The following is a 13937-nucleotide window of genomic DNA, read 5'->3' on the forward strand; positions in this document are numbered from 1 at the left end:
ATGGTGCGGGAAGCGGTCTTGATCTACAACCAAGAGCGCCCGCACCTGTCCTTAAAATACAAAACGCCCGATGCAGTGCATCGGGCGTTAGGGTGAGATAGGTGTAAACCTATTTCAGGACTAGACAGGTCGGGAGAAATTCTGTGCCTGTGAGGCCGTTTTCGCGGTTACTGGCGAAATGGCGCGAAATTCACATTGGTTCCTGCCGGACGCATGTCCTGCAGATACGAATCCTTGTCCGCACTCAATTCCAGGCTCAGCGCCGCTTTGCGCTTGCCCTCGTTGCGAATCACCAGCCCTTCCAGCTTCTCGCGCAGGAACACCGTCGGCACTTTCAGGTGCAGCAGTTCGTCGGTGGCCGGCGTGTGCATCAGCAGGTGAATCCACTCGTACTGACCCACGGCCAGGCGCGTTACCGGCAGGTCGAACCACCAGATGTTGCGGTTGCGGTTCAGTTCGGCGAAGTGGCAGTTGTTGGTGCCGAGCACAGCGCCGCCCAGTTCCTGGTTTCGACGGGCAATGGCCTGCTTTTTATCGAGTTTCATAACATTCCTGCGGGGTCGGTTCCTGGCGCTTGGCGCCCATATGGAGCGCATTCTCAAGGCAACGCCGGCAAACATAAAGCCCAACCTGCATGCTGCGACGAAATGAACCCCTGAAAAAAATGAAACTTGGCGCAAACGGGGTCGGTCAATCCTTACGTAATGACTTTTCCTCGTTAATGCATCAAGGAGAAACACCATGAGTAGCACAGGCGATAAAGTAAAAGGCATGGCCAATGAAGCGGTCGGCAACGTCAAGCAAGGTGTGGGTAAAGCCACTGACAACACCAAACTGCAAGCCGAAGGCACCCTGCAAGAGAAAAAGGGCGAAGCCCAGCAAGCGGTCGGCAAAGCCAAAGACGCCATCAAGAAGGGCGTCGACAAGGCGTAATCGGGCCTTGAACGAAAGACACGAACGGCCATCCAAGGATGGCCGTTTTTGTATCCTCAACAGGCGCTGACCCACCGAGGCTCGCCAAGTAGGCTAACGTGATGTAAAAAACGGCCCCTGAGTCGCCACGACTTCAACCTGTAATGCGGCGAAAGGAGACGCGAATGATATTTCCGGACATGAAAGGTTTGCCCCTGCACCGGGTGATGGTACGCACCGTAACTGAATTCATCGACGACGAGATGTCGACGTACGCCTCGGCACTGGCCTACCAGATGCTGTTTTCGCTGTTCCCGTTCATTCTGTTCCTGATTGCGCTGATCGGTTTCCTGCACCTGCCGGACTTCTTTACCTGGCTGCGTCTGCAATCGGAACTGGTGCTGCCACCGCAGGCGCTGGAACAGGTCAACCCGGTGATTGATCAGTTACAGCAGTCCAAGGGGGGGCTGCTTTCGGTCGGTATCGTGATTGCCCTGTACACCGCATCTGCCGGCGTGCGCCTGATGATGAGCGCGATGAATGCCGCCTACGATGTGGTCGAAAGCCGGCCGGTCTGGAAGCGTTTTCCACTGTCGATTTTCTACACCGTCGGCATTGCCGGCATGTTGCTGGCCGCCGCCGCGCTGATGGTGCTCGGGCCGCAAGTGATGGGCTGGATCGCCGCGCAGGTTGGCCTGGAAGAAGTCATCGTCACCGTCTGGACCATCGCGCGCTGGCCGGTCATCGTGATTCTGATGATGGTTGCCGTGGCACTGATCTACTACGTGATGCCGGACGTCAAACAGGAGTTCCGCTTCATCACTCCGGGTTCGGTATTGGCAGTCGTGGTGTGGATCATTGCCTCACTGGGCTTCGCGTTTTATGTGAAAACCTTCGCCAACTACAACGCAATGTATGGCAGCATCGGGGCGATCATCGTGCTGTTGCTGTACTTCTACATTTCCTCGGCGGTGCTGTTGCTCGGCGCGGAGATGAATGCGGTGATCGAACACATGTCCCACGAGGGCAAGGACTCGGGCGAGAAAGTCCCCGGCGAACTCGACGAACATCCCAAACAACATGTCTCGGGCCTGGGCCGCGATCATTCGCTCAAGCCGGACACTGACGAAGCCTGATCATGATCCGTGAAATCCTCAAAATGGGCGACGAGCGCCTGCTGCGCATCGCCCCGCCGGTACCGGCCGAAATGTTCGACAGCGCTGAGTTGTGGCAACTGATCGACGACATGTTCCAGACCATGGAAAGCGTCGGCGGCGTCGGCCTGGCTGCACCGCAGATCGGTATCGACCTGCAACTGGTGATCTTCGGTTTCGAGCACAGCGAACGGTACCCGGACGCTGAAGCGGTGCCACAGACGATCCTGATCAACCCGCTGATCACACCACTGAGCCCATTCACCGAAGAGGGCTTTGAAGGCTGTCTGTCGGTGCCGGGTTTGCGTGGCGCGGTGGATCGTTATCAGCAGATTCGTTATGAGGGCTTTGATCCGAAGGGCGAGCCGATCGTGCGTATCGCTTCAGGTTTCCACGCGCGAGTGGTGCAACACGAGTGCGATCATCTGATCGGTCGGCTGTACCCGTCGCGCATCACTGATTTCAGCAAGTTCGGCTTCACCGAGGTGATGTTCCCGGATCTCGATCCCGCCGCAGACGATTGATCCGAGTCCGGCACAATCGCCCCTATTGGATCTCTATTGATTCAGCCCCATCGCAATCATTGGCTTGCAGCGCGCATAGCGGCTCAACCGCTCAGCCATCGCCTGGGGCAGGGGCGGGTCGAAACTGAACCCGCGTCGCTCATAAAAACCACGCAAATCCGGATGGCAGAACAGCCACACGGGCTGCGTCATGTCCTCTAGCGCGGCGTCCATAAGCTTGGCCGCAATCCCCTGCTCACGACATCCGGGATCGACGAACAACCCGGTCAACCATTGGCCGCCCGACACTGGCCGTAAACACAACGCAGCGACAATCTCTCCCCGGCGTGCCACCCACAAATGCGCCTCGCGCACGGCTTTCATCGAGGATTGGTGGCGGCGGTAAAACTTGTTCATCAACGGCCAAAGAGACTCGTCGAGCAGGCTGTATTGGGTGTCAGGCATGGGTTCGGACTGTCGGTGGGCAAAGCGGCGATTATAAAAGAACGCGCGCGGCGGGATAGGTGTATACCTGATCTCACATCCCCTGTGAGTGGAGTACGCATCATGTCCAAAGGTATGGATTCAAAGAAAGCCGCGAAGAAGAAGCCGGCCAAGACCGCGATTGAAAAACGCGCCGAGAAAAAAGCCAAGAAAGTCGACATCTTCGGTCATTGATCACGCCTCTCCGGAGCCCGGTTCTCGGGCTCCTGCCTGAATTCGCAAGTGATCTGCAAAATTCATTCACCGCGGCTGCACAGAGGGGAGGATTCCCGTTCCGGTCAACGCCATGTCCCGATCATTTCGACGCCGCCCACCCCGCGTGATGGCCTTCGACCCGCCGACCTATCCCTTCGCTGAACCGATTCTTGTGCAAAAAGTGCCAGATACTGGCCGACTAGTGGCCTTGCGCAAGGCTTTTCGCTGTCTATGCTGACACTTAACTAACCTTGTGGATCGTACGGGTTAGTCCGTGATTTCACGCTGCCAGAGTGCGCATTCCAAGGCACCGACACTGAACCAACAAGGAGCGTCATTTAAATGGAAGTTCTTCAACGCGTTAGGGCTGGCCCGCAGGCGGGCTATCAAGAGAAGGATGTCTTGATTAGAGCGTCGCTGCATGGACACTCCGATTGATCATCATTTATCACCTGACAACTTCCTCCCGTGGAGGAGTGCGTGTGCCTGTTCTGTGGAACGTAGTGATGGATCTTGAAAGACCTGAACTTTCATCAAATCAAAAGTCCGCGCGAAAGGTGATACAAACATGTTCAACCTACATCACAAGGCTGATCTGCAGGAAATCGAACGCTTCAGTTGTGCCCTGACCGAAGCCAGCGCCAAGTTGGACGCGATCAGCCGCTCGATGGCGATGATTGAGTTCAGCCCTGAAGGTATCGTTCTGGATGCCAACGAAAATTTCTGCAAGACCATGGGCTATGGCGCCGAGGAAGTGCGTGGCAAACATCATCGGATCTTTTGTGAAGAAGCGTTTTATCGCAGCGAAGAGTACGCCAGTTTGTGGCGCGACCTGGCCCGTGGTGAGCCGATCAGCGGCACTTTCCAACGCTTGAACAAGCGCGGCGAGGAAGTCTGGCTCGAAGCCAGTTACATGCCGGTGTATGGCCAGGACAAGCAAGTCAGAAGTGTGATCAAGGTGGCGGCGGACATTACCGCGCGGATCAACAAGGAGCATGAAGAGGAAAGCATGCTGGCGGCGATCGGTCGCTCCATGGCAGTGATCGAGTTCACCCCTGAGGGCAATGTGATTACCGCCAACGAAAATTTTCTCAAGACCATGCAGTACTCGCTCAGCGAAATCGTCGGCCATCACCACAGCCTGTTTTGCCATCGCGCCGAAGCCGAGTCTGCGCAATACAAGGCGTTCTGGGCTTCGCTCAATCGCGGCGAGTATCACTCGCACCGTTTCGAGCGCAAGAACAAATCCGGGCAAATGGTTTATCTGGAGGCCTCATACAACCCGTTGTTCGATGCCAAAGGGCGGCTGTACAAAGTGGTGAAGTTCGCCAGCGACATCACCCAACAGATGACCACCCTGCAGAACGCTGCGGAATCAGCCCACAGCACTTCCGTACAAAACGACGCCTGTGCGCAAAAAGGCTCCCAAGTCGTGCAGCAAACGGTGCAGATCATTCAGGACATTTCCCACGACCTCAACGAAGCTGCGGTGAGCATCGATGCGGTGAGCAAACAATCGGACATCATCGGCACCATCGTCCAGACCATTCGCGGCATCGCCGATCAGACCAACCTGCTGGCGCTCAATGCCGCCATTGAAGCGGCGAGGGCCGGCGAACATGGACGCGGTTTTGCCGTGGTCGCCGATGAAGTTCGAAGCCTGGCGGCACGCACCAGTCAGGCGACCCTGGAAATTGTCGACGTGGTGCGCAAAAACCACGACTTGTCGTTGAGCGCGGTGTCGAGCATGCAATCGAGCCTGAACCGAACGGGCCTTGGCGTCGAATTGGCCAATGAGGCGGGGGAGGTGATTCTGGAGATTCAGCAGGGCTCACGGCATGTGGTGGATGCGATCAGCCAGTTCAATGAGACGTTGCAGTTGAACTGACCATACCACCCCACCCCTGTGGGAGCGGGCTTGCTCGCTCCCACATCAGGTTTCATGCTGGCTTGAGCTCAGAGCGCAGCCAGAAACGTATTCGCCATCTTGTCGCTGTCCTTGACGTCATTGACGTTTTCTTTCTCCGATTGCGCCAGTTGCATCTTGTCCTGCAAACGCTGGGCGATCTCTTTGCCGATGGCCAGTTGTTTCTCCGGCGGCATGTTCTTGATGTCGTCTTCGGTGATGCCCATGTCCTTGAGAATACTGTCGCGCAGACGCTGTTCAGGCGTCTTGCTCATGTAGTCCTTGAACTCGTCGGTGGCGGAACCGGTGGTTTTGGTTGCGTGCGAAGTGTCAGTGGTTTGCAGGCCGACGCGGGTCTTGGCGAAGGCTTCGTCGACGTTATCGCTCAGGCGTGCGGCAGCGCTGACTTGCTGAGTGGCAATCTGCGTGGCCGAAGCTTGCACCTTGGCGGTGGCTTCGCTGTTTTGCGTCTGCACCTGGTTTTGCAGCGCTTGCAGCATCGCGCCGTGCAGGCCGCCTTGCAGACCGGCGGCCGCCGTGGCGGTCGCGTCCTCTGCCAGCCGCTTGGGCAGCGGCAGAATTTCCATTTGTTTGGCACTGACCAACATGATGAATTGACCTGTAGGTAATGACTGACCGCCATGCAGGAGCAATTACCATGCCCGATCAATAAAGCCTTTTACTTCATAGGGTTGTTTGATTCAGTCGATTGAAAAAGCGGTCATCCCTTGCCGGTTGGCGGCAGTGGATCACCGCAATCTGTCAGCGTCGGGCAATGTGCTCCAGCGTCAGATTCCGGCAGCGCCGAGGCCGGCAAACCAAACACCCGGTCAAACAACCAGTTGAACGCAAACGTGTAGCACGGGATGAAGATGATCAGCGCCAGATCCAGCACAAACGCCTGCACCAGGCTGATGCTCATCCACCACGCGATCAACGGAATCAGAAACACGATCAACGTCAGTTGAAAACCAACGGCGTGGGCGATGCGTCGCTTGACCGTGCGGGTGCGTGATGGCTGGCGGCTTTCCCAGTGTTCGAACATCGAGGTGTAGATGAAATTCCAGGTCACGGCGATGGTGGTGATGATCACGGCCAGCGGCCCGGTGCTGCCCGGCGAGGTGCCGGACAACAGCGCCAGACCGAGGGCGGAGAAGGTCATGCCGATCACTTCGTAAAGCGACACATAGACCAGTTTGCGTTTGACGCCTTGCATGGAGTTGCCTCTTTCTTGCCACTTGTTAGCCAGCGGGGCTGGCGAAGGCGGCGAAAGATAGCTTCAATAGGGCTGACAGAAAAAGTCAGCAGCTTTCAGTTCTATTGATAGGTAAGCCAAGTTGAATTTCAACAGTGACAGCATCGAACTGTTCCTTGCCGTGATCGAACGCGGTTCGTTTTCCGCCGCCGCTCGGGCCTTGGGCAAAGTCCCGTCGGCGGTGAGCATGGGCATTGGCAACCTTGAGGCCGAACTCGGCTATTCGTTGTTTGACCGCCGTCATCGCGAACCGCAACCGACGGCAATGGCCCTGTCGCTGGTGCCCCATGCACGGCTTATTGCCGAACAGCTCAAACAACTGCAAGTGCACGCGGTGGAGTTGTCCTTGGGGCTGGAGAGCAAACTGTCGATTGGCGTGGCGGCGGACATCGATCGCCATCGTTTGCTGGCGGCGATAGGGGTAATTGCCGAGCGTCACCCGCTGCTCGACATCGAAGTGCTGACCGCGCCCCAGGATGACGTGCTGGCGATGCTCCACAGTGGCCGCGTCAATGTGTGTATCGCATTCGCCGGGCTGAGTGTGAACGTGCTGGAGCGCTTTCAGTTTGTTGGCAGTGAACGCATGATCGCCACACTGGCGGCGAACAGCCCGTTGTTGCAGGGGCAGGATCTGTTCTTGGAGGATTTGGTGCAGGTGCGCCAGATCGTTGTGGCCAGTCGTGACTTGCCGATCAGCGAGACACGACCGTTGGTGGCGCAATCGTATTGGCGCACCGACAACCTTGAGACGGCAATGGAGATGGTCGAGGCAGGATTGGGATGGGGCAATTTTCCGTTGTCGGTGGTGCAGTCGCGGCTGGACTCGGGGCGCTTGAAACGGCTGAACTTTCGCAACATCGAAAACGGTCTGGTGCTGCCGGTGCATGCGGTGTGGCTCAAGAGCCAACCGCTGCAGAAGGGTGCGTTGGCACTGGTTGAGCGCCTCGGTCACTAGAGTGTTGCGCCAATCTAGTGTGGGAGCGGTGTTATGTGCTTTCGCGGATTTTCAGTTCGAAGCCCATGTCCTCGACTGGACGCGCCACGCTGTTACCCGCCATCAACGTCAGCATCTGTTCCGCCGCCCGCCGGCCAATCGCTTCACGCGGGGTATTGATGCTGCTCAGGCGCGGCACCATGTGCTCGGACATCGGCAAGTCGTTGAAGCCCAGAATCGCCACTTGCTCGGGAATCCTGATGCCATTGCGTAGTGCCTCAAGCAAAGCGCCCTGCGCCAGGTCGTCGTTACCGAAGAAGATCGCATCGACATCCGGGTGCGCTGCCAGCAATTGCACAAACAACTCGCCGCCCAACCCCACGGACGACGCACGGGGGGTCAGCACTTCCAGATCCGGGTCGTACCTCCCGGCCTTCTGCAAGGCTTTGCGAAAACCTTCACCGCGCAACAAGGTGCGCTGATCGAGTTGCGCGCCGATGTAAGCCAGACGCTTGCGCCCACGGGACAACAAATGTTTGGCCGCCGTCTCGCCCGCGCTGAGCTGGGAGAACCCGACGCAATTCACCCCGGCGGCGCTGTCCAGTTCCATCATGTACACGCAGGGAATGTTGCTGGCTTCGATCATCCGCCGTGAACTTTCAGTGCGATCAAACCCGGTCAGCAGCAAACCGCGTGGCCGATAAGCCATGTAGTTGCGCAGCAGGTTCTCTTCTTCATCACGGGAATAGTGGAAGTTGCCGATCAGCACTTCGAAGCCCTTGGGCGTCAGCACCCGATGAATGGCTTCCAGCGTATCGATGAACAGCAGGTTGGACAGCGACGGCACCAGCACCACCACTGAATGGCTCTGGGCCGAGGCCAGGGCACGGGCGGCGGGGTTGACGACGTAGTTGAGTTCGAGCGCGGCTTTCTGGACTTTTTCGACCAGTTCGGTGGCCACGGTGCTGACCCCACGCAACGCGCGGGAGGCGGTAATCGGGCTCACGCCGGCCAGGCGGGCAACTTCATTGAGGGTGGGACGGCCGGTGGTGCGGGTATTTTTATCGTTTTTAGGGGTGGTCATCGGGCGGCTTGCCAAACAAAAATCAAGGCACTAAGGTAGCGCTGTCCTGATGCAGCTGCAAATGCGTGAGCGAGATCCTGCCTGATCCTCGCTTTTTGGTATCGGGAACAAACCTGCTGCAACCCAAAAAAACGACAAGAAGGCGTCGGCAACTTCTGCCTGTGCACTAGAGTCATAGCTAGCAAAGGTAGCGCTGTCTGCGCGCTGAGGTGTTATATGAGTCATCCCATCACCGCCCTGGTCATCATGGGCGTTGCCGGTTGCGGCAAGACGTGCGTCAGCGAGGCCCTGTGCCAATTGAGCGGCGCCACTGCCATTGAAGGCGATACTTTTCATCCGGCCGCCAACATCGAAAAGATGAGCGCGGGGATCCCCCTGAACGACGAAGACCGCGCCGGCTGGCTCGACAGCCTGTGCGATGAACTGCGTCGCGTCGATGCACAAGGCCAGCGCCCGGTGCTGACCTGTTCGGCGCTTAAACACAGTTACCGCGAAGTGCTGCGCAGTGCCTTGCCGGGCCTGGGTTTCGTGTTTCTTGAACTGACCCCTGAAGTCGCCGCCGAGCGTGTCTCCCACCGCCCGGGCCACTTCATGCCGGCCACGTTGATCGAAAGCCAGTTCGCCACCCTCCAATCGCCGGTCGGCGAGCCGTTGACCCTGGCGTTGAATGCTTCGATCCACAGCGTTGAAGAACTGGCCGAACAGGCTCACGTCTGGTGGCAGGCCCACGGTCTGAAACCGGCGGTATGAGTGTGTTCAAGCAGATAGCGCTGTCCTCACGACTTCTGATCAACCCGCTTTAATAACAACAACAACCAGGAGACACCCCTAATGTTTGGCATGTCCCACGACTCGTTCCTGCTGCTCGATGCAGTGGTCACGGTAATCGGCCTGATTATCCTGATCACCAAGTTCAAAATTCACCCGTTCATTTCCCTGACCATCGCCGCCGCCTTCCTCGGCCTGACCTCCGGCATGCCGATCGGCACCATCATCAAGGCGTTCCAGGACGGTTTCGGTGGCGTGCTCGGTTTTGTCGGCATCATCCTCGCGCTGGGCACCATGCTCGGCAAAATGATGGCCGAGTCGGGCGGGGCGGATCAGATCGCCCAGACCCTGATTCGCGCGTTCGGCAAGGACAAGGTCCAGTGGGCCATGATGTTTGCCGCGTTCCTGGTGGGCATCCCGCTGTTCTTCGAAATCGGCTTCGTGCTGCTGATTCCGCTGGTGTTCATCGTTGCCCGTCGTACCGGCGTGTCGATCATCAAGATCGGCATCCCTCTGCTCGCCGGCCTTTCCGCCGTGCACGGTCTGGTGCCACCGCACCCCGGCCCGCTGCTGGCCATCGGCGTGTTCGGCGCTGACATCGGCAAGACCATTCTTTACGGTCTGATCGTCGCGCTGCCGACGGCAATCATTGCCGGCCCGATCTTCGGTACGTTCATCGCCAAGCACATTCCGGGTCACCCGAATCAGGAACTGGTCGATCAACTGGCCCGTGAAACCGATTCGACCAAGCTGCCGAGCTTCAGCATCACCCTGATCACCGTGCTGCTGCCGGTGTTCCTGATGCTGCTCAAAACCTTCGCAGACGTGGCGCTGCCGGACGGCCATTTCTTCCGTACCTGGATGGACATGATCGGCCACCCGATCTCGGCGTTGCTGCTGGCGTTGCTGCTGTCGCTGTACACCTTCGGTCACAAGCAAGGCATCGGCTCCCAGCAGATTCTCAAATGGCTGGATTCGAGCCTGGCACCCACGGCTGCGATCATCCTGATCATTGGTGCCGGCGGTGGCTTCAAGCAGATGCTGGTCACCAGCGGTGTGGGTGATGTGATCGGTCACATGGCGGTCAGCGCACAGATCTCGCCGATCCTGCTGGCGTGGCTGGTGGCGGCGGTGATTCGCGTCGCTACCGGTTCGGCTACCGTGGCGACCATCACCGGTGCAGGCATCGTGGTGCCGGTGGTCGGGATGATCCCTGGCGTTAACCGTGAACTGCTGGTGCTTGCCACCGGTGCCGGTTCGTTGATCCTGTCCCACGTCAATGACGCCGGTTTCTGGCTGGTGAAGCAATACTTCAACATGACCGTGGCCGAGACATTCAAGACCTGGACGGCGATGGAAACCATCCTCTCCATCGTCGCGTTGGGCTTTATCCTGCTGTTGTCGCTGTTCGTTTAAGCGATATCGTCAGGCACAAAAAAACCGCAGCGATGCGGTTTTTTTGTGGGCGGATTTTATGGTTCACCCAAAACCAGTGTGGGAGCGGGAAATGTGTCAGGCGCCGGTTTTCGGGACCAAACCATCGGCTCTGAACATCCCGCGAATCCCGCGTACCGCCTGACGAATCCGGTCCTGGTTCTCGATCAGCGCAAAGCGCACATGGTCATCGCCGTACTCACCAAACCCGACCCCCGGCGAGACACAAACCTTGGCCTCGGCCAGCAGCTTCTTGGCGAATTCCAGCGAACCCAGATGTGCATAAGCCTGGGGAATCTTCGCCCAGACATACATCGAAGCTTTCGGGTTCTCGACCATCCAGCCCAGTTCATGCAGGCCCTTGACCAGCACATTACGCCGCTGACGATATTGCTCGGCAATGTCGAGCACGCACTGTTGATCGCCTTCCAGCGCCGCAATCGCGGCCACTTGCAGCGGCGTGAAGGTGCCGTAGTCGTGGTAGCTCTTGATCCGCGCCAAGGCGTTGACCAGTTCCGGGTTACCGACCATGAAACCGATACGCCAACCGGCCATGTTGTAGCTCTTGGACAGGGTGAAAAACTCCACCGCGATGTCCTTGGCGCCCGGCACCTGCATGATCGACGGCGCTTTCCAGCCGTCGTAGACGATGTCGGCGTAAGCCAGATCGTGGATCACCAACACGTCGTACTGCTTGGCGAGGGCGATGACTCGCTCGAAGAAGTCCAGCTCCACGCACTGCGCGGTGGGGTTGGACGGAAAGCCGAGGATCATCATCTTCGGCTTCGGAATCGAGCCGCGAATGGCCCGTTCCAGTTCGGCGAAGAAGTCCACACCGGGCACCAGCGGCACCGAACGCACCTGGGCGCCGGCAATCACCGCGCCGTAGATGTGAATCGGGTAGCTCGGGTTCGGCACCAGCACTGTGTCGCCCTGATCCAGTGTGGCCAGCATCAAATGCGCCAGGCCTTCCTTGGAGCCGATGGTGACGATGGCTTCGCTTTCCGGATCGATATCGACCTCGTAGCGTTGCTTGTACCAGTTGGAAATCGCCCGGCGCAGGCGCGGAATGCCCTTGGACGTGGAGTAACCGTGGGTGTCGTCACGCTGGGCGACTTGCACAAGTTTTTCGACAATGTGCGGCGGCGTGGCGCCGTCGGGGTTGCCCATGCTCAAGTCGATGATGTCTTCACCACGACGCCGCGCGGCCATCTTCAGCTCGGCGGTGATGTTGAAAACGTAAGGGGGGAGTCGATCAATGCGCGCAAAGCGGCGCGGCGAACCTTGTTCAGCCATTGTTGCCTCGGATAACGTAAGCGCCCGGAACCGTCCGAGCGACGCGGGTCACTGCGGTGACCTGTGGCGGAAGATAAGGTCAGTGATGGCATACTGTCCAGCGCGTTTTTTAACAATTTTTGCCCAAGGAAAATGGTTGATGGAATTCACCAGCGGCTTCTTGCTGAGTCTTTCGCTGTGCCTGGACATCGGCGTGGCCAACATCGCCATGATCACCCTGGCGATGCAGCGCGGATACTTTCAGGGCTTCGCACTGGGCCTGGGCACCTGCGTCGGCGACCTGGTTTATGCGGTGCTGGCACTGGCCGGAATGACCGTGCTGCTGCAATACGAAACCGTGCGTTGGGTCCTGTGGATCGGCGGTTCGGCGCTGTTGATCTACTTTGCGGCGAAGATGATTTATTCGGCAATTCACCACGAAGCGCTGCTCGCGCAAACCGCTGAAGTGGGGCACAACTCCCATCGCAAGGAATTCTTCCGCGGGATCTTTCTGGCCATGTCGTCGCCGAGCGCGATTCTCTGGTTTGCGGCGGTGGGCGGCACGCTGATCGCCCGTTCCGGTGGCGGTGGCCCGCTGAGTTCGGCGCTGTTTCTCGCCGGGTTCCTCTGCGCCGGGCTGCTGTGGTCGGCCGGTTTGTGCTTCGCTGCAAGCCACGGAGGCAAGCTGCTCGGCGACAAATTGCTGCGCTACTCATACATGGCATCTGCAGCGATCTTCTGCTATTTCGCGGTATACGTGATCGTATCGGGCTATAACGAGTTTGTCGGTTCGGGCGCCGTCGAGCAGTTGCACGCGCTGTAACCGTGCGAATCGGTTTGGGCTTCCTATACTCACCAGCCGAACCCCTATTTTGTTCCGGAGTCGAATCATGGATGAGCAAACACGCGTCGAAGTGGCGCAACCGCGCTTCGAAAATGGACACTTTCTGCTGATTGCCGGACTGGGCGGACGGTTTACTCAGGACACCACCGAGGGCATCCCGCAGCTTTGGGAAAAATTCATCCCGCACTTGGGCGAAATTCCGGGCCAGAAAAATGAAGTGACCTACGGCATCTGCTGCAATCCTGATGGCCAGGGTGGTTTTGAGTACATTGCCGGCGTTGAGATCAGCAAGCTTGACGATCTGCCGGAGCAATATCGCTGGGTCGAGATTCAGCCCCAGCAATATGCCGTGTTCGAGCACAAAGGCTCACTGGATCAGTTGCCCGCGACCTTTCAATACATCTGGAAAACCTGGCTGCCACAATCGGGGCGCGAAGCCGCCGATGCGCCGGAATTCGAGCGATACAGCGAAGATTTCAACCCCAGGATCAATGCGGGCACGCTGGAAATCTGGCTGCCGCTCAAGGCCTGATATCAATGCACGAGGCCGTTCACTGACCGGCCTCGGTGTTTGTGCTTTATGCTTGGCAGCCTTGTTTTCACTGATTTCGAGCTGCCATGAACACCCTTATCCGTAACGTCACTGCCGCCGACCTGGATTGCTGCTACGCCATCGAAACCGTTGCCTACGAAGGCGACGAAGCCGCCACCCGCGAGAAGATCGCCACCCGCATCGCCACCTGGCCGGAGGGCTTCATCGTCGCCGAGGTGGGCGGGGTCGTCGCAGGCTTCGTCAACGCGGGTGCGGCGTTTGATGTGCAGATGTCCGATGAGGCGTTCAAGGAACTGATCGGCCACGATCCGGCGGGGCCGAACGTGGTGATCATGTCGGTGGTGGTGCACCCGGATTATCAGGGCCAGGGCCTGGCCAAGCGCCTGATGGCCGAGTTCATCGAACGCATGCGCGGGATGGACAAGGCGACGATTCACCTGATGTGCAAGGAAAAGCACATTCCGCTTTACGCCGGGTTCGGCTTTGCCTACATCAAACCGTCCGAGTCCGATCACGGCGGCATGGCGTGGCACGAGATGATCCTGACCCTCTAAAAAACGCGCCCCCCTGTGTACAAGCGCGCTCGCTCGCGAAGGTGCCGTTTCAGTCGATATCT

15 protein-coding genes and 2 pseudogenes are annotated in these 13937 nt (G+C 58.3%); 11 read left to right on the forward strand and 6 right to left on the reverse strand.

Annotated features, from left to right (window positions below; translation table 11 throughout):
- Positions 1 to 167: 167 nt before the first annotated feature.
- A complete protein-coding gene (locus tag AACY18_RS01400; RefSeq protein ID WP_007969330.1) occupies positions 168 to 545 on the reverse strand; it encodes a hypothetical protein in 378 nt (125 codons plus the stop codon).
- A 196-nt stretch (positions 546 to 741) separates the two neighbouring features.
- Here AACY18_RS01400 and AACY18_RS01405 point away from each other — a divergent pair, with 196 nt between their 5' ends.
- The 3 genes from AACY18_RS01405 (at position 742) to def (ending at position 2590) form a co-directional block, all read left to right on the forward strand.
- On the forward strand, positions 742 to 933 hold the full coding sequence (locus AACY18_RS01405) for a CsbD family protein (RefSeq protein ID WP_339430936.1): 192 nt from the start codon (positions 742 to 744) through the stop codon (positions 931 to 933).
- Positions 934 to 1097: 164 nt separating this feature from the next.
- Positions 1098 to 2048: a YihY/virulence factor BrkB family protein gene (locus tag AACY18_RS01410; protein ID WP_339464025.1), complete on the forward strand. Its 951-nt coding sequence runs from the start codon at positions 1098 to 1100 to the stop codon at positions 2046 to 2048.
- 2 nt (positions 2049 to 2050) lie between these two features.
- The gene (def, locus tag AACY18_RS01415; protein ID WP_339430934.1) at positions 2051 to 2590 is read left to right on the forward strand and encodes a peptide deformylase; all 540 of its coding nucleotides are present in this window, start codon (positions 2051 to 2053) and stop codon (positions 2588 to 2590) included.
- A 33-nt stretch (positions 2591 to 2623) separates the two neighbouring features.
- Here the strand turns inward: def and AACY18_RS01420 are convergent, their stop codons facing one another.
- Entirely contained in the window at positions 2624 to 3034 is a 411-nt protein-coding gene (locus AACY18_RS01420; protein ID WP_339430933.1) for a GNAT family N-acetyltransferase, read from the reverse strand.
- A gap of 901 nt (positions 3035 to 3935) precedes the next feature.
- Here AACY18_RS01420 and AACY18_RS27960 point away from each other — a divergent pair.
- Positions 3936 to 4613: pseudogene (locus tag AACY18_RS27960) on the forward strand (PAS domain-containing protein); the annotation flags it as partial.
- Positions 4614 to 4724: 111 nt separating this feature from the next.
- Positions 4725 to 5156: pseudogene (locus AACY18_RS27965) on the forward strand (methyl-accepting chemotaxis protein); the annotation flags it as partial.
- Positions 5157 to 5224: 68 nt separating this feature from the next.
- Here AACY18_RS27965 and AACY18_RS01430 read toward each other — a convergent pair.
- Both AACY18_RS01430 and AACY18_RS01435 read right to left on the reverse strand, forming a co-directional pair.
- The gene (locus AACY18_RS01430) at positions 5225 to 5782 is read right to left on the reverse strand and encodes a hypothetical protein (RefSeq protein WP_339464026.1); all 558 of its coding nucleotides are present in this window, start codon (positions 5780 to 5782) and stop codon (positions 5225 to 5227) included.
- Positions 5783 to 5895: 113 nt separating this feature from the next.
- The gene (locus AACY18_RS01435) at positions 5896 to 6390 is read right to left on the reverse strand and encodes a PACE efflux transporter (protein WP_339464027.1); all 495 of its coding nucleotides are present in this window, start codon (positions 6388 to 6390) and stop codon (positions 5896 to 5898) included.
- A 121-nt stretch (positions 6391 to 6511) separates the two neighbouring features.
- Between AACY18_RS01435 and AACY18_RS01440 the strand changes: the two genes are divergently transcribed.
- Positions 6512 to 7384, forward strand: a complete 873-nt coding sequence (locus tag AACY18_RS01440; RefSeq protein ID WP_339464028.1) for a LysR family transcriptional regulator — start codon at positions 6512 to 6514, stop codon at positions 7382 to 7384.
- 31 nt (positions 7385 to 7415) lie between these two features.
- Here the strand turns inward: AACY18_RS01440 and AACY18_RS01445 are convergent, their stop codons facing one another.
- Positions 7416 to 8447 carry a LacI family DNA-binding transcriptional regulator gene (locus tag AACY18_RS01445; RefSeq protein ID WP_339430928.1) on the reverse strand — a complete coding sequence of 344 codons (1032 nt, stop codon included), beginning with the start codon at positions 8445 to 8447 and terminating at the stop codon, positions 7416 to 7418.
- Between the two features lie 216 nt (positions 8448 to 8663).
- Here AACY18_RS01445 and AACY18_RS01450 point away from each other — a divergent pair, with 216 nt between their 5' ends.
- Both AACY18_RS01450 and AACY18_RS01455 read left to right on the forward strand, forming a co-directional pair.
- A complete protein-coding gene (locus AACY18_RS01450; protein WP_221730740.1) occupies positions 8664 to 9197 on the forward strand; it encodes a gluconokinase in 534 nt (177 codons plus the stop codon).
- Between the two features lie 81 nt (positions 9198 to 9278).
- Positions 9279 to 10631, forward strand: coding sequence for a GntP family permease (locus AACY18_RS01455; protein ID WP_339430927.1), 1353 nt, complete (start codon positions 9279 to 9281; stop codon positions 10629 to 10631).
- A 96-nt stretch (positions 10632 to 10727) separates the two neighbouring features.
- Here AACY18_RS01455 and alaC read toward each other — a convergent pair whose 3' ends face one another.
- Positions 10728 to 11945, reverse strand: coding sequence for an alanine transaminase (alaC, locus tag AACY18_RS01460; protein WP_339464029.1), 1218 nt, complete (start codon positions 11943 to 11945; stop codon positions 10728 to 10730).
- A gap of 139 nt (positions 11946 to 12084) precedes the next feature.
- On the opposite strand from alaC, the gene AACY18_RS01465 reads away from it, so the two are divergent.
- The 3 genes from AACY18_RS01465 to AACY18_RS01475 all read left to right on the forward strand — a co-directional run bounded on the left by AACY18_RS01465 (position 12085) and on the right by AACY18_RS01475 (position 13875).
- Entirely contained in the window at positions 12085 to 12747 is a 663-nt protein-coding gene (locus tag AACY18_RS01465) for a LysE family translocator (protein ID WP_339430925.1), read from the forward strand.
- 67 nt (positions 12748 to 12814) lie between these two features.
- Positions 12815 to 13300 (forward strand): GyrI-like domain-containing protein, encoded by a 486-nt coding sequence (locus AACY18_RS01470; RefSeq protein WP_339430924.1) that lies wholly within the window; start codon positions 12815 to 12817, stop codon positions 13298 to 13300.
- 86 nt (positions 13301 to 13386) lie between these two features.
- On the forward strand, positions 13387 to 13875 hold the full coding sequence (locus AACY18_RS01475) for a GNAT family N-acetyltransferase (protein WP_339430923.1): 489 nt from the start codon (positions 13387 to 13389) through the stop codon (positions 13873 to 13875).
- Positions 13876 to 13937 lie beyond the last annotated feature (62 nt).

Origin of the sequence: Pseudomonas sp. EA_65y_Pfl2_P74 (genome assembly GCF_963970575.1) — a bacterium.
Classification (GTDB): Bacteria; Pseudomonadota; Gammaproteobacteria; order Pseudomonadales; family Pseudomonadaceae; genus Aquipseudomonas; species Aquipseudomonas baetica_A.